Source organism: Microbacterium wangyouchuni (assembly GCF_051546305.1).
Lineage (GTDB): Bacteria > Actinomycetota > Actinomycetes > Actinomycetales > Microbacteriaceae > Microbacterium.
The window spans coordinates 157,758-184,748 of sequence record NZ_JBPTMA010000004.1; the positions used below are offsets into that span (position 1 = coordinate 157,758).

At 62.4% G+C, this 26,991-nt stretch carries 19 protein-coding genes and 1 tRNA gene; 11 read left to right on the plus strand and 9 right to left on the minus strand.

Annotated elements, in window-relative coordinates; genetic code table 11:
* Window positions 1-201: 201 nt before the first annotated feature.
* The 6 genes from ACSS7Z_RS09930 to ACSS7Z_RS09955 form a co-directional block, all read right to left on the minus strand.
* Complete coding sequence (locus ACSS7Z_RS09930; protein WP_438254482.1) at window positions 202-372, minus strand: helix-turn-helix domain-containing protein; 171 nt, start codon at window positions 370-372, stop codon at window positions 202-204.
* Window positions 373-789: 417 nt separating this feature from the next.
* Window positions 790-866: transfer RNA gene (locus ACSS7Z_RS09935), tRNA-Glu, on the minus strand.
* Window positions 867-1,237: 371 nt separating this feature from the next.
* Window positions 1,238-1,567 (minus strand): hypothetical protein, encoded by a 330-nt coding sequence (locus ACSS7Z_RS09940; RefSeq protein WP_438254484.1) that lies wholly within the window; start codon window positions 1,565-1,567, stop codon window positions 1,238-1,240.
* The gene (locus ACSS7Z_RS09945; protein WP_438254485.1) at window positions 1,564-1,884 is read right to left on the minus strand and encodes a hypothetical protein; all 321 of its coding nucleotides are present in this window, start codon (window positions 1,882-1,884) and stop codon (window positions 1,564-1,566) included. The genes ACSS7Z_RS09940 and ACSS7Z_RS09945 overlap by 4 nt, the downstream gene beginning before the upstream one ends.
* A gap of 87 nt (window positions 1,885-1,971) precedes the next feature.
* On the minus strand, window positions 1,972-3,138 hold the full coding sequence (locus ACSS7Z_RS09950) for a tyrosine-type recombinase/integrase (protein WP_438254486.1): 1,167 nt from the start codon (window positions 3,136-3,138) through the stop codon (window positions 1,972-1,974).
* Window positions 3,139-3,573: 435 nt separating this feature from the next.
* The gene (locus ACSS7Z_RS09955) at window positions 3,574-4,179 is read right to left on the minus strand and encodes a TetR/AcrR family transcriptional regulator (protein WP_438254487.1); all 606 of its coding nucleotides are present in this window, start codon (window positions 4,177-4,179) and stop codon (window positions 3,574-3,576) included.
* A gap of 220 nt (window positions 4,180-4,399) precedes the next feature.
* Here ACSS7Z_RS09955 and ACSS7Z_RS09960 point away from each other — a divergent pair, with 220 nt between their 5' ends.
* The 4 genes from ACSS7Z_RS09960 (at window position 4,400) to ACSS7Z_RS09975 (ending at window position 16,782) form a co-directional block, all read left to right on the plus strand.
* A complete protein-coding gene (locus ACSS7Z_RS09960; RefSeq protein WP_438254489.1) occupies window positions 4,400-5,605 on the plus strand; it encodes a glycosyltransferase in 1,206 nt (401 codons plus the stop codon).
* A gap of 134 nt (window positions 5,606-5,739) precedes the next feature.
* Window positions 5,740-8,862, plus strand: coding sequence for an RCC1 domain-containing protein (locus ACSS7Z_RS09965; RefSeq protein ID WP_438254852.1), 3,123 nt, complete (start codon window positions 5,740-5,742; stop codon window positions 8,860-8,862).
* A gap of 108 nt (window positions 8,863-8,970) precedes the next feature.
* On the plus strand, window positions 8,971-13,560 hold the full coding sequence (locus ACSS7Z_RS09970) for an RCC1 domain-containing protein (protein ID WP_438254491.1): 4,590 nt from the start codon (window positions 8,971-8,973) through the stop codon (window positions 13,558-13,560).
* A 108-nt stretch (window positions 13,561-13,668) separates the two neighbouring features.
* Complete coding sequence (locus ACSS7Z_RS09975; protein WP_438254492.1) at window positions 13,669-16,782, plus strand: RCC1 domain-containing protein; 3,114 nt, start codon at window positions 13,669-13,671, stop codon at window positions 16,780-16,782.
* Between the two features lie 63 nt (window positions 16,783-16,845).
* Here ACSS7Z_RS09975 and ACSS7Z_RS09980 read toward each other — a convergent pair whose 3' ends face one another.
* Window positions 16,846-17,352 (minus strand): hypothetical protein, encoded by a 507-nt coding sequence (locus ACSS7Z_RS09980; RefSeq protein WP_438254494.1) that lies wholly within the window; start codon window positions 17,350-17,352, stop codon window positions 16,846-16,848.
* A gap of 237 nt (window positions 17,353-17,589) precedes the next feature.
* On the opposite strand from ACSS7Z_RS09980, the gene ACSS7Z_RS09985 reads away from it, so the two are divergent.
* From ACSS7Z_RS09985 to ACSS7Z_RS10000, 4 genes are all read left to right on the plus strand, one after another.
* Complete coding sequence (locus tag ACSS7Z_RS09985) at window positions 17,590-19,029, plus strand: cell wall-binding repeat-containing protein (RefSeq protein ID WP_438254496.1); 1,440 nt, start codon at window positions 17,590-17,592, stop codon at window positions 19,027-19,029.
* A gap of 126 nt (window positions 19,030-19,155) precedes the next feature.
* The gene (locus ACSS7Z_RS09990) at window positions 19,156-19,608 is read left to right on the plus strand and encodes an aromatic acid exporter family protein (protein ID WP_438254497.1); all 453 of its coding nucleotides are present in this window, start codon (window positions 19,156-19,158) and stop codon (window positions 19,606-19,608) included.
* A gap of 210 nt (window positions 19,609-19,818) precedes the next feature.
* Window positions 19,819-21,756: a threonine--tRNA ligase gene (thrS, locus tag ACSS7Z_RS09995; RefSeq protein ID WP_438254854.1), complete on the plus strand. Its 1,938-nt coding sequence runs from the start codon at window positions 19,819-19,821 to the stop codon at window positions 21,754-21,756.
* A complete protein-coding gene (locus tag ACSS7Z_RS10000; protein ID WP_438254498.1) occupies window positions 21,753-22,307 on the plus strand; it encodes an HIT family protein in 555 nt (184 codons plus the stop codon). Before thrS ends, ACSS7Z_RS10000 begins: the two co-directional genes overlap by 4 nt.
* Here ACSS7Z_RS10000 and pdxY read toward each other — a convergent pair.
* The gene (gene pdxY, locus ACSS7Z_RS10005; RefSeq protein WP_438254500.1) at window positions 22,295-23,146 is read right to left on the minus strand and encodes a pyridoxal kinase PdxY; all 852 of its coding nucleotides are present in this window, start codon (window positions 23,144-23,146) and stop codon (window positions 22,295-22,297) included. The genes ACSS7Z_RS10000 and pdxY overlap by 13 nt on opposite strands.
* Window positions 23,147-23,186: 40 nt before the next feature.
* Entirely contained in the window at window positions 23,187-24,494 is a 1,308-nt protein-coding gene (locus tag ACSS7Z_RS10010) for an aminotransferase class I/II-fold pyridoxal phosphate-dependent enzyme (RefSeq protein ID WP_438254501.1), read from the minus strand.
* A gap of 96 nt (window positions 24,495-24,590) precedes the next feature.
* Between ACSS7Z_RS10010 and pdxS the strand changes: the two genes are divergently transcribed.
* The 3 genes from pdxS to ACSS7Z_RS10025 are packed head-to-tail and all read left to right on the plus strand — an operon-like array spanning window position 24,591 to window position 26,982.
* Complete coding sequence (gene pdxS / locus ACSS7Z_RS10015; RefSeq protein ID WP_438254503.1) at window positions 24,591-25,490, plus strand: pyridoxal 5'-phosphate synthase lyase subunit PdxS; 900 nt, start codon at window positions 24,591-24,593, stop codon at window positions 25,488-25,490.
* On the plus strand, window positions 25,480-26,097 hold the full coding sequence (pdxT, locus tag ACSS7Z_RS10020) for a pyridoxal 5'-phosphate synthase glutaminase subunit PdxT (RefSeq protein ID WP_438254505.1): 618 nt from the start codon (window positions 25,480-25,482) through the stop codon (window positions 26,095-26,097). Before pdxS ends, pdxT begins: the two co-directional genes overlap by 11 nt.
* 9 nt (window positions 26,098-26,106) lie before the next feature.
* The gene (locus tag ACSS7Z_RS10025; protein WP_438254507.1) at window positions 26,107-26,982 is read left to right on the plus strand and encodes a ribonuclease FAU-1 family protein; all 876 of its coding nucleotides are present in this window, start codon (window positions 26,107-26,109) and stop codon (window positions 26,980-26,982) included.
* Window positions 26,983-26,991: the final 9 nt, after the last annotated feature.

The following is a 26,991-nucleotide window of genomic DNA, read 5'->3' on the forward strand; positions in this document are numbered from 1 at the left end:
AGGGGAGTAGCCCTTGTACTGCGCGTTCTGCGGCGTATGCGTCGGGACCGGCCTGCTCGGCTATGTTGAGCGCGTGTAGGCGTCGGTCGTGCCAGTGGTTGGCTTTGCTTCGGAGGTTTGCGAGCGCGCGCGCCCGTTCCGTCTCGATTAGTGCGCGTTCGTCTACGCGGCCTGCATGGTAGGCGGCTAGCGTTTCGGCGTTCAAAGAGCGGTCCCGAAGTTCTCCACGCTGCGACGGTCTACGCGTACGAGTTTCGGACCCATGCGTCGGGCGATCAAGCTGTTGTCAGCGATGCGCCGGCGGATCGTTTTTGTGCTCACGCCGGCTAGTTCGGCGGCCTCGGTGAGTGTCAGCCAGTTTGATGCAGTCATGTCGTCCCCATTTCTTGTGGGGGATCGGTGCGTGTGTTAGTTTTGACACACGATCCCCAAGATCGAATTGAATATTTGGCGTCCACGGCCTTTGCAGAGGCTTGATGGACGTGTTTAAGTGCAGGAGATGCCCACTCTTGGCGAGTGGGATGATCCGGCATCTTGGTTGATTTCGCGGAGCGCCTCCCGCGTGTCCCGGCTCCCGTCTCGTGGCGGGCCGTGTTCCTGCATCTGGTCGTGCTCGACATCCAGCGAATCGGTGTGATCCGCCTTGTTCGTGCCTGGACTCTAAAGTCTACGAAGCGGCCCCGACACGGGGACTAATCGCTGATCACACGCCATTTATGGGATATCAGCGAGTGTCGACTATCCATACGGATTTTGCGCGCGACAAAAGACGCAGAACTGCGCGAAACGTGGACCCTCTGACAGGAATCGAACCTGCACTCTCCGGGGTAGAACACCCGATGCGCTATCCATTGCGCCACAGAGGGGAAGAGGTGGGACAGAAGCCCCACGCTCGGTCAATCAGTTACATCTACCGCTTTCCCGTTCTCATCACGTCGAACACCGGCACGTAACCGTCTACGTTGTGCACTCTCGACCGACAACCCCAGATGCGTTGCCAACGCCCGATCGCTGTATTGCTTCTCTAATAGCAGCACCCGGATCTCATCGGCAGTCGTTTGGGATCTCGTCGGCCGTGTCCGTTCGGCAGGAAGGTTGAGTGTGCGCACCCAGTTCGAAACCGTGAACCGTGAGACGCCGCACCTGCTGCCGATCTCATCCCACGTCAACCCCTCCTCACGCCACCCGATTACTTCGTCACGTGTCGGCTTATCCCAAACCATTGCCACTCCTTCGCCTAAGCGTCGACAGTCTCGCGAGTGCGCTTTGTCGTCGTGCGTAGTTCCTGCTGCTCCCGGATCAGCGACTTGTGCGCCTTCTCGAGCATCCGCATCTCACGGATGAGACGGTTCTTCTCGTCCTTGATCCGCGACCACTCCTCAGAGATAGTCATGGACTCTTCACATGCCTCGCAATAGCGTGCGCCGGGTACGTCGGCCCTGCCGCTTGTGCCAGGCGTGACGGTCGGGATGAATACGTCTCCGCAGAAGGCCATCACCTTTGTGCCCTCGATGATTGCTAGGTCAATGTCGTACTTCGGGCGGATGGTGTGATTGGTGGCGTTCATGCGTCCCGCTCCATCGCGTCAGCCGCGGCGATGAACTCTGCCGCGAACTGTCGAAGGTCAGCCGCAGTCACACCCGTTTCGTTTTCACGGAAGTAGACGAACGCGGGGGGCTGGTTGGGGAAGTGCACAACGCCATCCCGGATGCGACCAGCGGTGCCGATCTCGACAGACCCAAACGACCTTTCGTAGAGGACAGAAATGTCGTCGAAGTCGATATCAGCGTCGATCGTGTCAGCCCATCCGGGAGCAGCGGCGGTGATCTCAGGGTGCGCGGCGATCAGCTCAGCACTCGTGACGGTAATCTGGTCAGTAGACATTTCGACTCCTAGTTGTTGATGTCTCGCCCTCGTCGTGTTCCAGCACGCCGGGGGCATCTTCATTTCAGCTGCGCGAATTCGCGCACCTCAGGCAAGGTCACTCATGCGCCTTGCAAGCTCTTCGTCACGTCCAGCCGTGTGCTGGTATCTCATCGCAGCGGCAACAGTCGAATGCCCCAACCGTGACTGCAACTCTTTCAACGTCGCACCAGCCAGAGCTGCCCGCGTAGCGCCGTAATGCCGTAGACCGTGCCACGGGAGATCCGGGCGTTTAGCGGCGATCCTTGCCGGGTTCCAGTGCTTATAGAACGAACTCTGAGCGAGGTGAGAATGCCCATCCGCAGCGGGGAACAGCAGCGACTCAGGGAACGGGTTTACGTGCTCTCTCAGGTGATCCTCAACGATCCGGTTTACGTGCGGGGGAAGAACGATGGTCCGCACACCCGCTTCGCTCTTCGTCTGTCCCACGATGTACCCCTCGCCGGTGACATGCGCGACTGCTCGAGCGATGTTCAACGCGATAACGTCGGTGCTGATCGTGTCGTCCGCTTTCAAGATCTCAATGTCTTTACGGCGAAGCTCGGTAAGTTCCCCATACCGGACGCCAGACCATGCGGCGATGATTACTGCGGCCTTGTACTGAGGTGCGATCTTCGCCACAATCACTTGCAACTCTGCAGCGGTCGGCGGCACAACCTTCTTGCCGGTGGATGCCGACGCAGCGCCGCGGATCTGGCACGGGTTCGACTTGATGCGCCCATCCTGAACAGCGGTCGAAAGAATCGACTTCAACAACTCGTAAGCGCGTGCGGCTTGCGTCTTCGTGCCGGCCGCGATCAGCGCCGAATACCAGGCGCGCACCTCCTCAGTACCGATTCCCCGTAGACGCACCTCTGAGAACGTCGAGAGCGGGCCACCGACTAGGCGACGGTACTCAGAAGCGGTCCGGGGGCGCAGGTGGTCACCATGGCGGTTCGTGCGGGTTGAGATCCACTGTTCCGCGTACGTGGCGAACGTCTCAGTTTTACCGACCTTCGCTGCCTTGATCGCCTTAGCCCCACTGGGGGACCATTCGCCGTCTTCAATCTCGATGCGCTTGCGTGCCAGCCAACCGCGGGCGTCTTCGATCGCGTGGAAGGTCTGGGGTGCGTTATGCCGTTCACCATCCGGGCCGGTGTAGGACGCCTGGTAGCGACCACTAGGAAGCTTGCGTACGGCCCCGAAGGACTCACGCCGCTTTCGCTTCGCTGCCATGCTCTGATCCTCTCGCCGTGCAATACCGTGCAATACCGTGTGTCATATCGTGTCCGCTTAGGTCTTCCAGTGACATTAACACAACACGCCCCGATCCGCACCAAAACGCGCAAAAACCCTGGGAATCCGCCGATCTACCCAGTAACCCTGATACAGATTCGATCCCAGTATCGCGCACAAACGACAAGTAACCGACACTATCGCGGGTGAACGTCAAGGAACCCTGATGAACAGCTATTGTCTGTTGGTCGGGGTTTTTCGCCGTTTCAGGCAGTTTCATGATTGCTGTTGGTTTTAGTCTTGCGCCGCCCCAGTATCGCGGGGTGAGTCGTTGCTGTGGGGCTTTCATCAGTCTCGAGGCAGGAGTCTGCGGCGCGACGCACTCGGATGCCTGGACATCTGCTGGGTATCGGTTCCGGCCGGTGGCTGTGGTGGTCAGTCTCGGGCGCAGACGTGGAGTACGGTGCGTGCGAGCCAGGTTTCGTAGTCGGGTTGGCTCCAGCCCGAGCCGTGTACGAGCTGGTTGTATCCTTCGGGCGACAGGATGAATGAGATGCTATCCGCGACCGCTTCTCGTGGCCGGTCAGTTTCCGCGAATCCGCGGCGGCGGAGTTCGTCAACGAGTACGAGCATGTCTGCGCGGCGGCGTTGTTGCAGCCCGTCGAGTTCTTTGCGGAGGAGAGCGTCGGATCTGGCTGCTGACAGGAGTGCCGTCCAGAGAATGCTGCTGCGTCGGTTCGATTCCGCTACAAAGTGCGCGATGCCTGCGAGGTAGCGGGTGTTGTCGATTTCAGCGGTAATCTCGGCGACTGGGCCGTGACTGGCGAGCGATGCAATGTCGTCGCTGCCGGCAAAGCTGTGTGTGAATGCGTCAAGCAGGAGGCGGTGTTTGGGTCCGCCGAGCTTCACTGTTTCGACGGAGACGCCCGCTGCGTGCGCGATGTCGGCGAGTGAGGTGCCGGTGTAGCCGGCGACGGTGAACAGGGCGGCTGCGGCATCCAAGATTCGGGACCGTGTTGCGGCGGCTTGGTTTGTGCGCACCTCGGATTGATATCGGCGGGTGCGCGGGCGTGGTTCCTGACCAGGCATATTGACTTGCCTCCAGGTGCAGTGAATACTAATTTCATTAGAAAGATTACCGTGGTCTGCCCTCTAGCGAAAGTCGTGCATGAGCTCGTTCCTGATCTGCAGTACTCCTGTTCATGGTCACGTGACACCGTTGCTTGCGGTTTCGCGTTATCTCGTGCAGCAAGGTCATCGGGTGCGTTTCTTGACTGGGCAGCGTTACGCTGACCGGGTGCGGAGCACCGGGGCTGAGTTTCTGGCGCTCCCAACAGGGGCGGACTACGACGACACAGATATGAATGTCGCGTTCCCTGGCCGGGTCGGGAAGACCGGGGTGGCGGGGATTCGCTGGGACGTGAGCAATATTTTCTTGAAACCCGCGCCGATGCAGATTCGCGCAGTCGATGACGCGATCGCGCAGGAGCCGGTCGATGCGATCCTCGTTGAGAGCATGTTTATTGGGGCTGTGGGGTTGCTCTCGAGGCCCCGTGCAGAACGGCCCGCGATTGTGAATCTTGGAATCATTCCGTTGGGGGTGGAAAGCCGCGACACGGCCCCGTTTGGTTTGGGGATTCTTCCAAGGCCTGGCGTGCTCGGCCGGGTGCGTAATGCTGTGCTTGCCGTGCTCACGAAGAAAGTCATCTTTGGTGGGGTGCAGAAACAGGCCGAGCAGATCTTGTTGGAAGCGACGGGGAAAGAACCTGACGGGTTCTTTATGTCGGGCGCTTCGCGGGCTGATGCGATTGTGCAGTTCACTGTTCCGGGTTTTGAGTACGAACGAAGCGACCTGCCAGAGACCGTGCACTTCGTGGGCCCCCTGTCTCGTGCCACGAAGAGTGATGGTGTGTTGCCGGAGTGGTGGTCTGAGCTTGATGGGTCGCGGCCTGTGGTGCACGTGAGTCAGGGCACGATCGCGAACACTGACTACGACGAACTCATCACCCCCACTATGACTGCGCTCGCTGACGATGATGTACTCGTGGTCGTCAGCACGGGTGGGCGGCCACTTTCGACCCTCCCATCGCCACTACCTGCGAACGTGCGAGTGGCCGAGTACCTGCCACACGACAGGCTCCTGCCTCTTACGGACGTGTATGTGAGTAACGGCGGGTACGGCGGAGTGCATTACGCGCTCGAGCATGGGGTGCCACTCGTCGTTGCGGGTGCGACCGAAGACAAGGCCGAGGTCGCTGCCCGTGTGCAGTGGACGGGTACTGGGGTGCGTCTGCGCACGAACCGGCCAACGCCCGAACAGGTGGGTTCGGCGGTGCGGCGGGTGCTCGCAGACCCAGGCTACGCCGAACGCACCCGGAAGATTGGCGCGGAAATCGAAGCGTCGACCGGGCTCGCAGGCCTGGAAACAGTGCTCGAAACACTGGTACCGAAGACGGTACAGGAGTGAGTATGCGTGGGCGTGGTTTCGTGGCGGATCGGGCCTTGCCGACTGCCCTGCTGAAGGCTGCGTGCTGTCACACGCTATTTTCTGGCTCTCAGGCGAGCCTCCATATGGATAGAACGACAAAAGGTTGTTGAGTGATGTTGCGTAACGCGTTGCGGGGACTACTCGCTGTGAGTGTGGCGGTAGGGCTCGTCGGGGTGGGGGTCGCGGCGAACGCGGCGCCAGATCCTGCGAACGCGGCATCGACACCGACGAGTGCGGTGCTGACCCCGACGAACGGCCCTACGACAGGGGGCACCGAAGTCACGATTACACCACCTCCCGGGGTGACCTTCACACAGGTGAGTGCAGGCTCTTATCATTCGGTCGCGGTTGATGCAGACGGTACCGCGTATGCCTGGGGACTCAACAACTACGGGCAGCTGGGTGACGGCAGACCCTGGAGCCGTGGCGCGCCGGTGCAGGTACAGATGCCTGCTGGGGTGAAATTTACGCAGGTGAGTGCAGGCGGCTCACATTCGGTCGCGCTTGCTGAAGACGGTACCGCGTATGCCTGGGGATACAACAGGTACGGGCAGCTGGGTGACGGCAAAAACACGCACAGTAATGTGCCGGTGCGGGTGCAGATCCCTGATGGGGTGACTGTTACGCAGGTGAGTGCAGGCAATTATCATTCGGTCGCGGTTGATGCAGACGGCACCACGTATGCCTGGGGACACAACGGCGACGGGCAGCTGGGTGACGACACATCCGCGGACAGTAATGTGCCGGTGCAGGTACAGATGCCTGCTGGGGTGAAATTTACGCAGGTGAGTGCAGGCGGCTCACATTCGGTCGCGCTTGCTGAAGACGGTACCGCGTATGCCTGGGGATACAACAGGTACGGGCAGCTGGGTGACGACACAATCGATGACAGTAATGTGCCGGTGCGGGTGCAGATCCCTGATGGGGTGACTGTTACGCAGGTGAGTGCAGGCGGCTCACATTCGGTCGCGGTTGATTCAGACGGTACCGCGTATGCCTGGGGATCCAACGGCAACGGGCGGCTGGGTGACGACACAATCGATGACAGTAATGTGCCGGTGCGGGTGCAGATCCCTGATGGGGTGACTGTTACGCAGGTGAGTGCAGGCGGCTCACATTCGGTCGCGGTTGATTCAGACGGTACCGCGTATGCCTGGGGATCCAACTCCGACGGGCGGCTGGGTGACGACAAAACCACGGACAGTAATGTGCAGGTGCAGGTGCAGATGCCTGCTGAGGTGACTGTTACGCAGGTGAGTGCAGGCACTTATCATTCGGTCGCGCTTACTGAAGACGGTACCGCGTATGCCTGGGGACACAACAACTACGGGCAGCTGGGTGACGGCACAGACATGGACAGTGACACGCCGGTGCCGGTTCTTACGGATACGACAGTAACGGGTGTTTCGTTTGGTGGGGACAGCGCAACCAATCTCGTGAATAACGGCGACGGGTCATGGACGGCCACCACTCCACCTCACGCTGCTGGCCCAGTCGACGTCGTTGTGTCGTGGGAGCTGAACGGTGTGGCGCAACCAGACATCACGTATGCGGACGCCTTCACCTATATCATCGTTCCCGATGTGGCACCGACGGTTTCTGATCCTGAAGACCAGGTGGTGACCGCGGGGGACGCGGCCATGTTTACGGTTGAGGCGACGGGCACCCCGGTGCCGAGCTTGTTGTGGGAGTTCAGCACCGATGACGGTGTCATCTGGGGTCCGGTGGGTGCAGCGGATGGCACGGTCAGTGGTGACGGGAAGACGTTGACTGTTGCGGCGACGGAAGCATTGTCGGGAACCCTGTATCGGGTGACTGTCGAGAACAGTGTTGATGCGGTGACGAGTGAAGCGGCAACGCTGACGGTGTCTGCAGCGCCGGTGGCTCCGACGGTTACTGATCCTGCAGACCAGTGGGTGACCGCGGGAGATCCTGCCACGTTTACGGTCGAGACGACGGGAACCCCGGAACCCGGTGTGACGTGGGAGTTCAGCACCGACGACGGCGTCACCTGGACTGTGGTGGGTGCAGCGGATGGCACGGTCAGTGGTGACGGGAAGACCCTGACCGTTGCTGCGACCGAGGCATTGTCTGGCTTCCAGTATCGGGCGACAGCCGAAAACACGGTTGGCGCAGCGTCCAGTAATGCAGCAACGCTGACGGTGACCGCAGCGCCGGTAGCACCGACAGTCACTGACCCTGCAGACCAGGCGGTGACCGCGGGAGATCCTGCCACGTTTACGGTCGAGACGACGGGCACCCCGGAACCCGGTGTGACGTGGGAGTTCAGCACAGACGACGGCGTCACCTGGAGTGCGGTGGGTGCAGCGGATGGCACGGTCAGTGGTGACGGGAAGACGTTGACTGTTGCGGCGACGGAAGCATTGTCGGGAACCCTGTATCGGGTGACTGCCGAAAACAGTGTTGATGCGGTGACGAGTGAAGCGGCGACGTTGACGGTGGCTGCGGTGCCGGTGGCGCCGACGGTGACTGATCCTGAAGACCAGGCGGTGACCGCGGGGGATGCTGCCATGTTTACGGTCGAGACGACGGGAACCCCGGTGCCGAGCTTGTTGTGGGAGTACAGCACCGACGACGGCGCCACCTGGGGTCCGGTTGGTGCAGCGGATGGCACGGTCAGTGGTGACGGGAAGACGTTGACTGTTGCGGCGACGGAGGCATTGTCGGGAGTGCTGTATCGGGTGACTGCCGAAAACAGTGTTGATGCGGTGACGAGTGAAGCGGCGACGCTGACGGTGACTGCTGTGCCGGTGGCTCCGACGGTTACTGATCCTGAAGACCAGGTGGTGACGGCGGGGGATGCTGCCATGTTTACAGTTGAGGCGACGGGAACCCCGGAACCGAGCTTGTTGTGGGAGTTCAGCACCGATGACGGTGTCACCTGGGGTCCGGTGGGTACAGCGGATGGCACGGTCAGTGGTGACGGGAAGACGTTGACTGTTGCGGCGACGGAAGCATTGTCGGGAACCCAGTATCGGGTTACTGCCGAAAACAGTGTTGATGCGGTGACCAGTGCTCCGGCGACGCTGACGGTGTCTGCAGCGCCGGTGATTCCGCCGGTCACTGATCCGGTGGCTCCGCCGGTGACTGACTCTGTGGGTGAAACGGATCTAGCTCGCACGGGCAGTGATCCTGTACCGGCTATCGCGGTAGCAGTTCTCTTTGCGTTAATTGGAGCTGGTCTTCTACTTGCCTCGCGGCGCAAGCACGCGTAGGTGTGTGGCGCATTCGTTCGAAGTATCGGGACGAATGCGCGCTGCCACACATTATTTTCTGGGTCGAGGTTGAGCCGCCATACGGATAGAACGACAAAAGGTTGTTGAATGATGATGCGTAACGTGTTGCGGGGACTGCTCGCTGTGAGTGTGGCGGTAGGGCTCGTCGGGGTGGGGGGCGCAGCGAACGCGGCGCCAGATCCGGCGAACGGACCTGTGACAGGGGGTACCGAAGTCACGATTGAACGACCTGCTGGGGGGACTTTTACGCAGGTGAGTGCAGGCGATTATCATTCGGTCGCGCTTGCTGCAGACGGTGCCGCGTATGCCTGGGGAGACAACGGCTTCGGGCAGCTGGGTGACGGCACAGGCGTGATCAGTAGGGTGCCGGTGCGGGTGGAGATGCCCGCTGGGGTGAAATTTACGCAGGTGAGTGCAGGCGGCGAACATTCGGTCGCGGTTACTGAAGACGGTACCGCGTATGCCTGGGGAAACAACCAGTACGGGCAGCTGGGGGACGGCACAAACAGGCGGCGTTACGTGCCGGTGCGGGTGGAGATGCCTGATGGGGTGTCTATTACGCAGGTGAGTGCAGGCGGCTCACATTCGGTCGCGGTTACTGCAGACGGCACCGCGTATGCCTGGGGATACAACGAGTACGGGCAGCTGGGTATCGGTACAACCACGAACAGTAACGTGCCGGTGCAGGTGCCTTTTGGGATGTCTTTGACGCAGGTGAGTGCAGGCAATTGGCATTCGGTCGCGCTTGATGAAGACGGTGCCGCGTATGGCTGGGGATATAACAAGGACGGGCAGTTGGGTATCGGCACAACCGCGAGCAGCTGGGTGTCGGCGCCGGTGCGGGTGCGGATGCCTGCTGGGCTGTCCTTTACGCAGGTGAGTGCAGGCAGGTGGCATTCGGTCGCGCTTACTGAAGACGGTCCCGCGTATGCCTGGGGATACAACATCGCCGGGGAGCTGGGGGACGGCACAGACAAGCTGCGTGACGCGCCGGTGCGGGTGGAGATGCCTGATGGGGTGACTTTTACGCAGGTGAGTGCAGGCCATCGTTTTACGGTTGCGGTTACTGAAGACGGTGCCGCGTATGCCTGGGGAGGCAACCGGTCCGGGCAGCTGGGTATCGGCGGACCCTCGGATGGTGTGTGGAGGCCGGTGCGGGTACGGATGCCTGCTGAGGTGACCTTTACGCAGGTGAGTGCAGGCGATGGACATTCGGTCGCGGTTACTGCAGACGGTACCGCGTATGCCTGGGGAGTCAACGGCAATTCCTGGTCAACTTACCGCGACGGGCGGTTGGGTGACGGCACAGACGTGGACCGTCACGTGCCGACCCCGGTTCTTACGGATGCGACAGTAACGGGTGTTTCGTTTGGCGGGGCCAGTGCAACCAATCTCGTGGATAACGGCGACGGGTCATGGACGGCGACCACTCCGCCTCACGATGCTGGCCCAGTTGATGTTGTTGTGTCGTGGGAGCTGAACGGTGTGGCGCAACCAGACATCACGTATGCGGACGCGTTCACCTATATCGCTCCCGATGTGGCACCGACGGTTACTGATCCTGAAGACCAGGCGGTGACCGCGGGGGACGCGGCCAGGTTTACGGTCGAGACGACGGGAACCCCGGAACCGAGCTTGTTGTGGGAGTTCAGCACCGACGACGGCGCCACCTGGAGTGCGGTGGGTGCAACGGACGGCACGGTCAGTGATGACGGAAAGACGTTGACTGTTGCGGCGACCGAGGCATTGTCTGGCTTCCAGTATCGGGCGACAGCCGAAAACAGTGTTGATGCGGTGACCAGTAATGCGGCGACGCTGACGGTGACCGCAGCGCCGGTGGCACCGACGGTCACTGACCCTGAAGACCAGGCGGTAACCGCGGGCGATGAGGCCATGTTTACGGTCGAGGCGACGGGCACCCCGGTGCCGAGCTTGTTGTGGGAGTTCAGCACCGACGACGGCGGCACCTGGAGTGTGGTGGGTGCAGCGGACGGCACGGTCAGTGATGACGGAAAGACGTTGACTGTTGCCGCGACCGAGGCATTGTCTGGCTTCCAGTATCGGGCGACAGCCGAAAACAGTGTTGATGCGGTGACCAGTGCTCCGGCGACATTGACGGTGACCGCAGCGCCGGTGGCACCGACGGTTTCTGACCCTGAAGACCAGGCGGTAACCGCGGGCGATGAGGCCATGTTTACGGTCGAGGCGACGGGCACCCCGGTGCCGAGCTTGTTGTGGGAGTTCAGCACCGACGACGGCGGCACCTGGAGTGTGGTGGGTGCAGCGGACGGCACGGTCAGTGATGACGGAAAGACGTTGACTGTTGCGGCGACCGAGGCATTGTCGGGCTTCCAGTATCGGGCGACAGCCGAAAACAGTGTTGATGCGGTGACCAGTGCTCCGGCGACATTGACGGTGACCGCAGCGCCGGTGGCACCGACGGTTTCTGACCCTGAAGACCAGGCGGTAACCGCGGGGGATGAGGCCAGGTTTACGGTCGAGGCGACGGGCACCCCGGAGCCGAGCTTGTTGTGGGAGTTCAGCACCGACGACGGCGGCACCTGGAGTGTGGTGGGTGCAGCGGACGGCACGGTCAGTGATGACGGAAAGACGTTGACTGTTGCGGCGACCGAGGCATTGTCTGGCTTCCAGTATCGGGCGACAGCCGAAAACAGTGTTGATGCGGTGACCAGTGCTCCGGCGACATTGACGGTGACCGCAGCGCCGGTGGCACCGACGGTTTCTGACCCTGAAGACCAGGTGGTGACCGCGGGGGATGCTGCCATGTTTACGGTCGAGACGACGGGCACCCCGGAACCGAGCTTGTTGTGGGAGTACAGCACCGACGACGGCGCCACCTGGGGTCCGGTGGGTGCAGCGGACGGCACGGTCAGTGATGACGGAAAGACGTTGACTGTTGCTGCGACCGAGGCATTGTCTGGCTTCCTGTATCGGGTGACTGCTGAGAACAGTGTTGGTGCGGTGACCAGTGCTCCGGCGACGCTGACGGTGACCGCAGCGCCGGTGGCACCGACGGTCACTGACCCTGAAGACCAGGCGGTAACCGCGGGGGATGCGGCCAGGTTTACGGTCGAGGCGACGGGCACCCCGGTGCCGAGCTTGTTGTGGGAGTTCAGCACCGACGACGGCGCCACCTGGAGTGCGGTTGGTGCAACGGACGGCACAGTCAGTGATGACGGAAAGACCCTGACTATTGCAGCGACGGAAGCATTGTCGGGAACCCTGTATCGGGTGACTGTCGAGAACAGTGTTGATGCGGTGACGAGTGAAGCGGCAACGCTGACAGTGACTGCAGCGCCGGTGGCACCGACGGTTACTGATCCTGCAGACCAGTCGGTGACCGCGGGGGATGAGGCCATGTTTACGGTCGAGGCGACGGGAACCCCGGAGCCGAGCTTGTTGTGGGAGTTCAGCACCGATGACGGAAGTACCTGGAGTGTGGTTGGTGCAGCGGATGGCACGGTCAGTGATGACGGGAAGACCCTGACTATTGCCGCGACGGAAGCATTGTCGGGAACCCTGTATCGGGTGACTGTCGAGAACAGTGTTGATGCGGTGACGAGTGAAGCGGCAACGCTGACAGTGACTGCAGCGCCGGTGGCACCGACGGTTACTGATCCTGCAGACCAGTCGGTGACCGCGGGGGATGCGGCCATGTTTACGGTCGAGACGACGGGCACCCCGGAGCCGAGCTTGTTGTGGGAGTACAGCACCGACGACGGTGCCACCTGGGGTCCGGTGGGTGCAGCGGACGGCACGGTCAGTGATGACGGGAAGACCCTGACCGTTGCGGCGACCGAGGCATTGTCTGGCTTCCTGTATCGGGTGACTGCTGAGAACAGTGTTGGTGCGGTGACGAGTGCTCCGGCGACGTTGACGGTGTCTGCTGTGCCGGTGGCACCGACGGTTACTGATCCTGAAGACCAGGAGGTGACCGCGGGGGATGCTGCCATGTTTACGGTCGAGACGACGGGCACCCCGGAACCGAGCTTGTTGTGGGAGTACAGCACCGACGACGGTGCCACCTGGAGCGAGGTGGGTGCAGCGGACGGCACGGTCAGTGATGACGGGAAGACCCTGACCGTTGCGGCGACCGAGGCATTGTCTGGCTTCCTGTATCGGGTGACTGCTGAGAACAGTGTTGGTGCGGTGACCAGTGCTCCGGCGACGCTGACGGTGACTGCAGCGCCGGTGGCACCGACGGTTACTGATCCTGCAGACCAGGAGGTGACCGCGGGGGATGCGGCCATGTTTACGGTCGAGACGACGGGCACCCCGGAACCGAGCTTGTTGTGGGAGTACAGCACCGACGACGGCGTCACCTGGAGCGAGGTGGGTGCAGCGGACGGCACAGTCAGTGATGACGGGAAGACCCTGACCGTTGCGGCGACCGAGGCATTGTCTGGCTTCCTGTATCGGGTGACTGCTGAGAACAGTGTTGGTGCGGTGACGAGTGCTGTGGCAACGCTGACGGTGACTGCAGCGCCGGTGATTCCGCCGGTCACTGATCCGGTGGCTCCGCCGGTGACTGACTCTGTGGGTGAAACGGATCTAGCTCGCACGGGCAGTGATCCTGTACCGGCTATCGCGGCAGCAGTTCTCTTTGCGCTAGTTGGAGCTGGTCTTCTACTTGCCTCGCGGCGCAAGCACGCGTAGGTGTGTGGCGCATTCGTCCGAAGTATCGGGACGAATGCGCGCTGCCACACACTATTTTCTGGCTCGAGGCCGAGCCGCCATACGGATAGAACGACGGAAAGTTGTTGAATGATGTTGCGTAACGTGTTGCGGGGACTGCTCGCTGTAAGTCTGGCGGTGGGGCTTGTCGGGGTGGGGGGCGCGGCGAACGCGGCGCCAGATCCGGCGAACGCGGCATCGACACCGACGAGTGCGGTGCTGGCCCCGGCGAGCGGACCGGTGACAGGGGGTACCGAAGTCACGATTACACCACCTCCCGGGGTGACCTTCACGCAGGTGAGTGCAGGCCGTGAACATTCGGTCGCGCTTGCTGAAGACGGCACCGCGTATGCCTGGGGAGATAACAACCTCGGGCAGCTGGGTGACGGCACAAGCGGGGACAGTCTGGTGCCGGTGCGGGTGGATATGCCTGATGGGGTGAAATTTACGCAGGTGAGTGCAGGCGGCTCACATTCGGTCGCGGTTACTGCAGACGGTACCGCGTATGCCTGGGGAGACAACAGCCGCGGGCAGATGGGTACCGGTGAAGGCTCGGTTATTGTGCGGGCGCCAGTGGAGGTAGAGATGCCTGGCGGGCTGGCCTTTACGCAGGTGAGTGCAGCTTATCTTCATTCGGTCGCGCTTGCTGCAGACGGTACCGCGTATGCCTGGGGATACAACCGCGACGGGCAGCTGGGTAACGATTCACTCGTTGGCAGCTCCGTGCCGGTGCGGGTGCATATCCCTGATGGGGTGACTCTTACGCAGGTGAGTGCAGGCTCTTCACATTCGATCGCGGTTGCTGAAGACGGTGCCGCGTATGCCTGGGGAAACAACACCTACGGGGAGCTGGGTAACGGTAGAACCGCGTTCATGCCGGTGCAGGTGCCGGTGCAGGTGTCTGCTGAGGTGTCTTTTACACAGGTGAGTGCAGGCAGTGCGTATTCGCTCGCGGTTGCTGACGACGGTGCCGCGTACGCCTGGGGATCCAACAGGTTCGGGAGGCTGGGTAACGGCACAGCCACGGAGATTCAGGTGCCGAATCCGGTGCCGGGGCGGGTGCAGATGCCTGATGAGGTGACCTTTACGCAGGTGAGTGCAGGCATGTTACATTCGGTCGCGGTTGATGAAGACGGTACCGCGTATGCCTGGGGATACAACTACGTTGGGGAGCTGGGTGACGGCAAAAACACGGACAGTCATGTGCCGGTGCGGGTGGAGATGCCTGATCAGGCGACTTTTACGCAGGTGAGTGCAAGCTCTGCGTATTCGGCCGCGCTTACTGAAGACGGTACCGCGTATGCCTGGGGAGACAACGACTACGGGCAGCTGGGCGACGGTACCAAGGATCAGAGGAACGTGCCGACCCCGGTTCTTACGGATGCGACAGTAACGGGTGTTTCGTTTGGCGGGGCCGGTGCGGTCGCCCCCGTGAATAACGACGACGGGTCGTGGACGGCCACTACCCCGCCTCACGATGCTGGCCCAGTTGATGTTGTTGTGTCGTGGGAGCTGAACGGTGTGGCCCAACCAGACATCACGTATGCGGACGCGTTCACCTATGTCGCTCCCGATGTGGCTCCGACGGTTTCTGATCCTGCAGACCAGGTGGTGACGGCGGGGGACGCTGCCTTGTTTACGGTCGAGGCGACGGGAACCCCGGAACCTAGCTTGTTGTGGGAGTTCAGCGCCGATGACGGCGCCACCTGGAGTGCGGTTGGTGCAGCAGATGGCACGGTCAGTGTCGACGGAAAGACCCTGACCGTTGCAGCGACGGAGGCATTGTCTGGCTTCCAGTATCGGGCGACAGCCGAAAACACGGTTGGCGCAGCGTCCAGTAATGCGGCGACGCTGACGGTGTCTGCAGTGCCGGTAGCTCCGACAGTCACTGACCCTGTGGATCAGGTGGTGACAGCGGGAGATCCTGCCACGTTTACAGTCGACACGACGGGCACCCCGGAACCGAGCTTGTTGTGGGAGTTCAGCGCCGACGACGGCGCCACCTGGAGTGCGGTTGGTGCAGCAGATGGCACGGTCAGTAGTGACGGAAAGACCCTGACCGTTACCGCGACCGAGGCATTGTCTGGCTTCCAGTATCGGGCGACAGTCGAAAACACGGTTGGCGCAGCGTCCAGTAATGCAGCAACGCTGACGGTGACCGCAGCGCCGGTAGTACCGACGGTGACTGACCCTGAAGACCAGGCGGTCACCGCGGGAGATCCTGCCACGTTTACAGTCGAGGCGACGGGCACCCCGGAACCTAGCTTGTCGTGGGAGTTCAGCGCCGATGACGGCGCCACCTGGAGTGCGGTTGGTGCAGCGGATGGCACGGTCAGTAGTGACGGAAAGACCCTGACTGTTACGGCGACGGAGGCATTGTCTGGCTTCCAGTATCGGGCGACTGCCGAAAACACGGTTGGTGTGGTGACGAGTGCTGCGGCGACGCTGACGGTGACTGCAGCGCCGGTGGCGCCGACGGTGACTGACCCTGAAGACCAGGCTGTAACCGCGGGAGATGCTGCCACGTTTACAGTCGAGGCGACGGGCACCCCGGAACCTAGCTTGTCGTGGGAGTTCAGCGCCGATGACGGCGCCACCTGGAGTGCGGTTGGTGCAGCGGATGGCACGGTCAGTAGTGACGGAAAGACCCTGACTGTTACGGCGACGGAGGCATTGTCTGGCTTCCAGTATCGGGCGACTGCCGAAAACACGGTTGGTGTGGTGACGAGTGCTGCGGCGACGCTGACGGTGACTGCAGCGCCGGTGGCGCCGACGGTGACTGACCCTGAAGACCAGGCGGTAACCGCGGGGGATGCTGCCATGTTTACGGTCGAGACGACGGGCACTCCGGAACCGAGCTTGTTGTGGGAGTTCAGCACCGATGACGGTGTCACCTGGAGTGCGGTTGGTGCAGCGGACGGCATGGTCAGTGATGACGGAAAGGCCCTCACCGTTACCGCGACGGAAGCATTGTCTGGAACCCAGTATCGGGTGACTGCCGAAAACACGGTTGATGCGGTGACCAGTGCTCCGGCGACGCTGACGGTGTCTGCTGTGCCGGTGGCACCGCCGGTCACTGATCCTGTGGGTGAAACGGATCTAGCACGCACGGGCAGTGATCCTGCGACGTCTATCGTGGCAGCAGTTCTCCTTGCGCTAGTCGGAGCTGGCCTGGTGCTCACCTCGCGGCGCAAACAGGCGTAGGTGTGTGGCGCATTCGCCCCAAATTGTGGGGTCGAATGCGCCAGTTGCACTGCGCAGGAACCATCACGCCAACGGCCCGTATGCCTTGACGAATCGAGGAGGAAAGTCGGAGAGCACGAGTGCGTCTTCGCTGCTTAACTCGTCGTCTGCATTATCGAGTTCATAGATGTCGCTGAGTAGCCTGTCAATGATGGTGTTGCTCGCATGACAGAGAGGACCTTTGATGAGGTCGTTCGCGCGCACTTGAGCAGCGCGCTTTTCGGGGCTCAGCGACTCAGCGTCGTCTTCGTCGTTTTGCTCGCTGTCGAGCGCCCAGTCAATGCCGGTGAGTAGATGTGCATGGCGAGCGATGCGTTCCTCGCCGGAAATATCGTCGCAGACCGCAGAAGTGACCACCGAGGATGCTGTCCTAACGCTGGTGGGAGCGGGGCACGACTGCGGGTCAGAGTCGGACCAGAGCACCGATATGGAGGCACCGGACACTTCCGCAGCATCGTTTTCCTGCAGGACCGCGAACTCATCCAATAAACAGTAGAACGCTCCGTATAGATGAACGTCGAGATTTTGCACACCAACGCACACTAGATGGTGGCGACGATTGGACGCCGGTGTCTCGAAATGGCACAATTACACGACCGGGAACTGTCGTGAATCTGGGACAAAGTCGGACATCGTGACCGTGAACGGTCAGGATGTCATGGTGCTCACACACCTTCGATCCCAGTATCGCGCACAGAGAACCCCGGTTGCGCCGGGTTTTTTTATGCCCGGATGGGTATCGGCGGGGGCTGATCAGAAAGACACACCATGCGATTCAAGATCGTCCTCGCTGCAGCCGTTGCTGTGCTGCTCGGCCTCACAACGGCCGTTCCCGCCAACGCCGCTGACACCAACGCAGATTCACCGAACGTCGCATACAACGAGGTGCTCAGCGTTCAGCAAGCGCGCCAGCTGATTTTCAACGAGACCAATGCTGCGCGCGCAAGCAAGGGCCTCCCCGCGCTGAAGCAGTCCAGCGGCCTGACCGACTTGGCGCAAGGCTGGTCACAACAGCAGGCCCGAGCCGATCGGATGTATCACAACCCGAACTACGCCTCCGGGTCACCGGCAGGCTGGTTCTGGCTGGCGGAGAATGTGGCCGCCGGCTACAACTACACCGATGTCGTCGATGCGTGGCTGCGTTCTCCCGGTCACTACCGCAACATCATGAACGCCAACGCCACCCATATCGGCATCGGCATCGCCTACAGCGCGACACGAGGCACGGCCTACTTCACCCAGAACTTCGGCGGGTACTCGTCATCACCCGATTCGGGAATCGACGACGTCGTTGTGACGCCGTCGACGGTGAAGGTCTCACGATTGTGGGGCGCTGATCGCTATGAAACGGCGCGCCGCATCCTCTCGCAGTTCCCCAAGAGCGACACGTTGTATGTTGCATCCGGTCAGGTATTCGCCGACGCTCTGTCGGCAGCAGCCATCGCTGGACGAAGCGGCGACCCTGTGGTCATCACACCGTCACAGGGGCTCACGGACAACCTCATCCACTCCATCTGGAAGCGCAGCCCGAAGCGCATCATCATCATGGGCGGTACAGGGGCTGTCAGCGAGAACGTCGTCAACCAGCTTCGTCGGTATCTGCCGAACACCGAATACATCCGTATGGCAGGGGCCGACCGCTATGCGACGAGCATGATGGCGGTGGAGAAGCTCTGGCAGGGCAAGCTTGAGCACGCCTACCTCGCGGTGGGATCCAACTATCCGGATGCCCTCGCAGCTGCCCCGGCCGCGATCAAACAGGGCGCGACCGTCATCCCCGTTCGGGGCGCTAAACCTGACGCTCAGCTGTTGTCGCTGTTGCAGAAGAAGGGCGTGAAGAAGATCACCCTCGTCGGCAGCACAGGTGTCATTCCGAGCAGCTTCGAGCAGAGTCTCAGGTCGAAGGGATTCAGCGTCACTCGTCTGGGCGGTCAGGATCGGTACGCCACCGCCGAGGCGATCGCGAAGAAGGTTTTCCCCGGCGCACAGGAGAAAGCCTTCATCGCAACCGGCTCCAACTTCGCGGATGCTCTGGCCGCTGCGCCACTGGCCGGCAAGACGAAATCACCGCTGCTGCTGTCTCGGACGACATGCTTGCCCGCAGGAACATCTGCCTATCTGAAGAGCAGTACAACCCGTCAGGTCGTGCTGTTGGGCGGTTCAGGTGTTCTCACGAACGCGATTGAACGACACCTCGCCAGCTGCTGACCCGCGAACCCTCATCGGGCGCGGTGTCAATGGGGCAGTCGCATTCGGCGACACGGGCGATGATCTGATTCTGCACACAGATCGTATTACGCGCCTCTCGGCGTTCTCGTCAGCATGTATCCGACGTTGGCAGGGTCCGCGCGGGCGGGGGCGCAGTCGCTGGCGGGACTCGCGATCGGCATCGCGCTCGGAGTCGGAGGATTGGGAATCGTGCTCCTGGGCGGTCCCGCCGTCGTCGCCGTCGCCGTTGTCATCGCGGCCGGGATCATCATCGGAGGAATCAGGGTTCTCGGTGCCGGCAGCGACTGGGTAGCCATCGCCGGACTGTTCGTCCTCCTGCTGGGTGGCACCGCAGCCGATGAGTTCTCCGTGTCTTATCTGCTGACGATGGCCTTCGGCATCATCGTCGGAGTTCTGACGAACCTTCTTGTGTTCCCTCCGCTTCATCTTCGACGTGTTGCTGCACGCCTATCGGCTTTGCGTGATGCGACGGCCACGGCGCTGGATGACATCGCGGATGCATTGCAGCGCGATCGCGCCAGCGCGGAACCGGCATCCGAATTCCGCGACGAAGCCTGACTATTCGCCCGCGTATGCGTACGCCGCCATCGTGTGTGCGAGGCGCATCGTCGACACCTGCAGGGCGTTCGCCATCGGAACCCGCTGAACGTGCGTCGAAGCATCCCTCGGGCGAGTAATCTGGACGAAGACCTAGTGGAGTGATCTGTGCCTGAAAATGCCCAGCCGAAAGACGGCTTCGCCCTGTTCTCTGACCGTTCCGTCGTTGCCATGCGCGTCGACGGCGAGCTGAAGGATCTCGCGGCTACCGTGACGGATGCCGATGTTGTCGAGCCGGTCACGATCGATAGTGAGGATGGGCTCGCGATCCTGCGGCACTCTGCAGCTCACGTGCTCGCCCAGGCTGTTCAGCGGATCAACCCGCAGGCGAATCTCGGCATCGGCCCGCCCGTCACCGACGGCTTCTACTACGACTTCGGCGTCGAAACGCCCTTCACTCCCGAAGACATCAAGGCCATCTCGAAGGAGATGCAGCGCATCATCCGCGAGGGACAGCGCTTCACCCGTCGTGTCGTCACCGAGGCAGAAGCACGCGCCGAGCTGGCGGACGAACCGTTCAAGCTCGAGCTCATCGAACTCGCCGGTGGCCCCGGTTCCGGGGCGAATGCCGCTGAGGGCGCGTCTGCGGAGATCGGCGCGGGCGAGCTGACCATCTACGACAACGTTTCCAAGGACGGCGAGGTGGTCTGGAAGGACCTCTGCCGGGGCCCGCACCTGCCGAGCACGCGCATGATCGGCAATGGTTGGGACCTCACCCGCATCGCTGCCGCATACTGGCGCGGTAGCGAGAAGAATCCGCAGCTGCAGCGCATCTACGGAACGGCCTGGCCGAGCAAGGATGAACTGAAGGCCTACAAGGACCGTCTCGCCGAGGCCGAGCGCCGCGATCACCGCAAGCTCGGCGTCGAGATGGATCTGTTCTCCTTCCCGGACGAGATCGGCTCGGGACTCGCGGTCTTCCATCCCAAGGGTGGAATCATCCGCTACGAGATTGAAGAGAACCTGCGCAGGCATCTGCTGCGCAACGGCTACGACGTAGTCAACAGTCCGCACATCACCAAGAAGGATCTGTTCCAGACTTCTGGGCACCTGCAGACCTACTCGGACGGCATGTTCCCTCCGATGCACCTCGACGAGATTACGGACGAGGACGGCAACGTCACGAGGCAGGGCCAGGACTATTACCTGAAGCCGATGAACTGCCCGTTCCACAACCTCATCTATCGCTCGCGCGGACGTTCATACCGTGAGCTGCCGCTGCGATTGGCCGAGTTCGGAACCGTATACCGCTATGAGAAGAGCGGCACACTGTCGGGCCTCACCCGTGTGCGCGGTCTCACCCAGGATGACGCGCACATCTACGTCGCCCAGGACCAGGTGCAAGAAGAGCTCACAACGAACCTCAATCTCGTGCTTGATCTGCTCCGCGATTACGGTCTGAATGACTTCTACCTCGAGCTGTCGACCAACGAGGAGGGCAACCCGAAGTTCCTGGGCGAGCCGGAGCAGTGGACAACTGCGATCGAGTCGCTGCGTCAGGTCGCCGTGGCATCCGGTCTGGAGCTCGTCGCCGATCCCGGAGGCGCCGCGTTCTACGGCCCGAAGATCTCGGTGCAGGCGCGTGACGCGATCGGACGCACCTGGCAGATGTCGACCATTCAGCTCGACTTCAACCAGCCTGAGCGCTTCGAACTCGAATACACCGGCTCCGACGGCCAGAAGCATCGTCCGGTGATGATTCACCGTGCACTGCTCGGGTCCGTTGAGCGCTTCTTCGCGATCCTCCTCGAGCACTACGCCGGCGACTTCCCGGTATGGCTGGCCCCGATGCAGGTTGTTGGTGTGCCGGTAGCAGAGCAGTATTCGGAATACCTCGACGGCGTGATCGCCCAGCTGCGCCAACAAGATGTGCGTGCGGAAGTGGATCACTCCGATGACCGGATGCAGAAGAAGATTCGCAACCACACCACGGCCAAGGTCCCGCTGATGCTCATCGCCGGTGAGCAGGATCGGGATGCCGGTACCGTCTCGTTCCGCTTCCGCGACGGCACGCAGGAAAACGGTGTGCCGATTGCGGATGCTGTCGCCCGCATCCGTGCGGCCATCGCATCGCATGCGCTTGTGCACACGGCGGAAGACCTCGCATGATCGATAGGGATGCCGTCGAGGATGCCGCACACCTCGCCGGCGTCCCCGACGAGTTTCAGCGGCTGTGGACCCCGCACCGGATGGCATACATCCAGGCGGGGCCTGAGCCGCTGCGCGAAGAGTGCCCGTTCTGCGAGGCGCCGAAGCATCCCGATGCCGAGCGTCTGATCGTCGCCCGCGGGAAGACTGCCTACGTGCTGCTGAATCTCTTTCCGTACAATTCCGGCCACCTGCTGGTCTGCCCGTATCGGCACATCGCCACCTACGATCAGGCCACGGCAGAAGAGGTCGCTGAAATCGGCGAGCTCAGCCAGATCGGCATGCGTGTGCTGCGCCAAGTCTCGAACTGCGACGGCTTCAACCTGGGCATGAACCAGGGTGCGGTGGCGGGGGCAGGCGTCGACGCCCACCTTCATCAGCACATCGTGCCGAGGTGGACGTCGGATGCGAACTTCTTCCCGATCATCGCCAAGACGAAGGCGCTGCCGCAACTGCTCGGCGAGGTGCGCGAAGCGGTGGCCGCGGCGTGGTCGAGCGGTCAGCGGACCTGACGCGCAGCGAACTGCATCTTCGGGTGCGCGTAGTACTCCTGCGCCTCGATGAGCTTCAGCTCGCGGGCGTCGGAATCCAGCGTCAGCTGCAGCAGATCGAACACGCTTGACGCGGTGCGCTCCAACGCCACCTGAGCGCTCCGGGTCGAAACGTAGTGCGCGGTGAAGAGCGCCGCGGTGACATCTCCGGACCCGTTGGCCTTCATCGGCAGGAACGGGGTCTGCACGATCCAGGCGCCGGCATCGTCGGCGGCGAGCATTTCGATGGTGCCCTCTTCACGGTCAGGACGCTCCACACTGGTCACCAGAACGATCGACGGGCCCATGGCACGTGCCAGATCAACGGAATCGAGCGTCGACTCCAGTGTGTCCGGCTCAGTTCGGGTGAGGAACCCCAACTCGAACTGATTCGGCGTGATGATGTCAGCGACGGGAACCACCCGCTCGCGCAGAAGCTCAGGGATAGCCGGTGCGACGAAGCATCCGGACTTGGCATTGCCCATGACCGGATCGCACGCGTACAGCGCGGCCGGGTTCGCCGACTTGACTCGCGCGACGGCATCGATGATCACGTCGCCGATGCCTTCGCCGCCCTGGTAACCGGAAAGAATCGCGTTGACCTCGGGGAAGACCCCGCGCTCTTCGATGCCGGTGATCACGTCTGCGACGTCGCTGGGAGCGATCAGCGGACCACGCCAGGCGCCATAGCCGGTGTGGTTCGAGAAGTTCACAGTGTTGACCGGGAGGACATCGACGCCGATGCGCTGCAGGGGGAACACCGCGGCCGAGTTGCCGACGTGGCCGTAGGCGACAGCTGACTGGATCGAGAGGATCTTCATCCTTGAATCTTCTCACTGCCGGCGGCGTGCTTCGCGCACATCAGTCGATAGCCGCGGCGATATCTGCGACGAGTTGCTCAGCATCGGTGGGGGAAAGGTCATGCACGGTGAGGCGCAGGTGATGGGAAGGCCTGTCCGTGTCGATGAGCGAGAAGCCGTCGCCGGTCCTCACCAGCCACCCTCGTCGCATCAACCGTTCTGACACAATCTGGGCTGGCTGGGGCAACTCGACCCAGAGGTTCATACCGTCGGAGTAGTGGGTGCCGATGCCGTGATCGCGCAGCCGCCCGGCAAAGGCCGTATTTCGCTCGACGTAGTGCGCTCCGGAGGCGCGGATCGACTCTCGCACCTGTTCATTGCTGAGCAGGCCGAGCGTCAGACGCTGCAGCAGGTGACTCACCCAGGTGGTTCCGGGGCTCAGCCGCATCGCGAGTTGGCCGGCTGTTTCCCGGTCGGTGGCAGCCACGGCCAGGCACATGTCGGGACCCAGGAACTTCGACACCGAGCGCAGCAGGGCGAACCGCTTGTGCTCGGGGCCGATCAGAGACTCGTATGGTCGTGATGACAGCATCGAGAAGTGGTCGTCTTCGATGATCAGAACGTAGGGATGCTCCGCCATCAGTTCCCGTAGCGCCGCAGCACGTGCTTGCGAGAGGCTCGCACCGGTCGGATTCTGCGCGCGCGGTGTGCAAATGACTGCGCGCACACCGGCATCCAGCGCCGCCTGCAGTCCCTCGACGGTCATGCCCTCGTCATCGACCGGGACAGGGACCGCGCGATAGCCACCCAGACGAACGGTATGGATGCTGGCAAGAAAGCACGGATCCTCCAGAGCGACGGCATCGTCGCGCATCAACGCCTGCGCGAGCAATCGCTCGACGGCATCCACTGCGCCACTAGTGATCGTGATCTGAAAGTCAGACGAGTGCAGGTCTGGAGAGACCCAATCCCGCGCCCAGGCGTCAAGCGCAGTGTCGATGACCGGCTCCCCGTACAGCACCGGCCGGCCGGTCACGCTCGCCAGGACGGGGGACGGGTCCGGGATCAGTCGGGGGTCAGGATTTCCGGTGCCGACATCGCGCAGGACAGTGTCGGCGGCATACCCTTCCTGCGCGACAGCGCTGTGCTCGACGAGCATCGTTCCGGCACGCCCGCGACTGATGACCAGACCGGCTTGGGCGAGTTGCCGGTACGCGGACACAGCTGTGTTGCGGTTGACGCCGAGGCGTGCAGCGAGCTCGCGCACCGGCGGAAGAACCGCGCCCGGGGTCAGGACACCGCGCTGTCGCAGTTCACGCACGCTCGAGGCGATATCGGCTGCCGTCGTACCCGTGATCTGGTCGCTCATGTCACCTCTCGACATATGAGTCTAGGCGGTCTCGAACTGGTGCTATCTTTTGGCATAGATCAATGAATCTGTTTGGATGATTGAAAGGAGCAGCTCATGGCTGCAGACCAGAATTCCACCACCGGATCATCCCGCGTCAAGCGCGGACTCGCTGAGATGCTCAAGGGCGGCGTCATCATGGACGTTGTCACTGCGGAGCAGGCAAAGATCGCGGAGGATGCCGGCGCTGTCGCCGTCATGGCGCTCGAGCGTGTTCCGGCAGACATCCGCGCGCAGGGTGGAGTTTCGCGCATGAGCGACCCGGACATGATCGACAGCATCATCGACACCGTCTCGATCCCGGTTATGGCCAAGGCACGCATCGGTCACTTCGTTGAGGCTCAGGTGCTGCAGGAGCTCGGCGTCGATTACATCGACGAATCGGAGGTGCTCTCGCCTGCCGACTACGTCAATCACATCGACAAGTTCGGCTTCACCGTGCCCTTCGTCTGCGGCGCCACGAACCTCGGTGAGGCCCTGCGCCGCATCAACGAGGGTGCCGCCATGATCCGCTCCAAGGGGGAAGCGGGCACCGGCGATGTCTCTGAGGCGACGAAGCACATTCGTAAGATCCGCTCCGAGATCAACGTGCTGCGATCTATGACCAAGGACGAGCTGTTCGTCGCGGCCAAAGAACTGCAGGCACCGTACGAGCTCGTCGCCGAGATCGCTGAGACGGGCAAGCTCCCGGTCGTGCTCTTCGTCGCCGGGGGAGTCGCAACCCCCGCCGACGCCGCGATGATGATGCAGCTCGGCGCTGATGGCGTCTTCGTCGGCTCGGGCATCTTCAAATCGGGTAACCCCGCCGAGCGTGCGGCGGCAATTGTGAAGGCGACGACCTTCTATGACGACGCGAAGGTGGTCGCAGAGGTGTCACGCGGACTCGGCGAGGCGATGGTGGGTATCAACGTCTCGGATCTGCCTGCGCCGCACCGGCTCTCCGAGCGTGGCTGGTAACCCCGACGCTCCACGGATCGGCGTTCTCGCGCTGCAGGGCGATGTGCGCGAGCACGAACGCGTGCTGCACGGACTCGGGGCGGACGTAATCCGCGTGCGCCGCCCCGAGGAGCTCGCGACGGTGAGCGGCCTCGTGATTCCCGGCGGCGAATCCACTGTCATTGACAAGCTGTCGCGGCAGTTCGGATTGCAGCAGCCGATCCGGGATGCGATCGCCGGGGGGATGCCCGTACTCGGCACCTGCGCCGGGCTGATCATGCTCGCCGACTGTGTGCGCGACGGCATCGACGGTCAGCAGAGCTTCGGCGGGTTGGACGTGGTCGTCCGGCGCAACGCGTTCGGTCGACAGCTCGAGTCATTCGAAGCCGAACTTGATGTCGCCGTGCTCGGGGCTCCGCCGGTGCGGGCGACCTTCATCCGCGGTCCTGTCGTGGAGTCCGTCGGCACGAGCGCCACGGTGCTGGCCTCGCTGCCGGATGGTCGCGTCGTCGCGGTCGGGCAGGGCCATCTCGTCGCGCTGAGCTTTCACCCGGAGCTCACGGGGGAGTACCGGTTCCACGAACGGCTGCTGAGGGTTGCTGCCGTTCACCACTCCGTCACACGATAGCGTGGCGGGATGCGATTGCCGATCGGATCCACAGCTGTCAGCGCGAGTGGTGGAAACGCCGAACTCATCGGCCGGATCGGCAGCGGGTGGCTCCCGATCTCTGCGGGAACCATGACGCTGGATCAAGCGATCTCCCTCCTCGATGATTCCGGCCGCGACGAGTACGTCGACCCGCTCCTGCGCAGCGCGGTGCCCTCATCCGACGAGGATGCCCCGCGCTTCACACCGGGAGAAGCGATTCTCTGGCGGTACTCGCGCCATATCGAAGCGGCACGGGTGGTCCGTGATGATGCCCAGGGTCTGGTGATCTGGATCCCCTCCGGATCGGCACGTCTGGAATCAGTTCCTGCCGATGGCCGGCGCCCGCGCGAGGTGTCGCTGGATGAACGCTTCAGCGTTCCCTGGAAGATGCAGGAGTCGACGTGGACGGGCCCCGGCATCGTTCGAGTGGCTCCTGCCGGTCGCCCCTGGTCGATCTGGTTCTTCCGTCGCCCGGACGGTACGCCCGACGGCGCCTACGTGAACGTGGAGCTGCCCCACCGCCGCGTCGCCGGTGAAGCCGGCGGAATCTTCTCGCGCGACCTCGTGCTGGACGTCTGGATCGATGCCGAGCACCCGGGAGCGCAGGATGTCTGGCTGAAGGATGCCGACGAACTGGAAGCAGCGGTCGCGCAGGGACGCTTCACGGCAGAACAGGCCGAAGCCGTGCGCGTACTGGCTGATCACGCCGGCGCGGAATTCATCGCCACAGGCGGTTGGCCGCTCGATGAGCAGTGGGATGAATGGATGCCAGATGCCGCATGGGATCTGCCGGTGCCACTGCCGGACAGCTCCGTCATCGACTCCGCACGCCGACGATCAGGGCGGTCGAGCCTGGAGGGCTGAACAACTGGC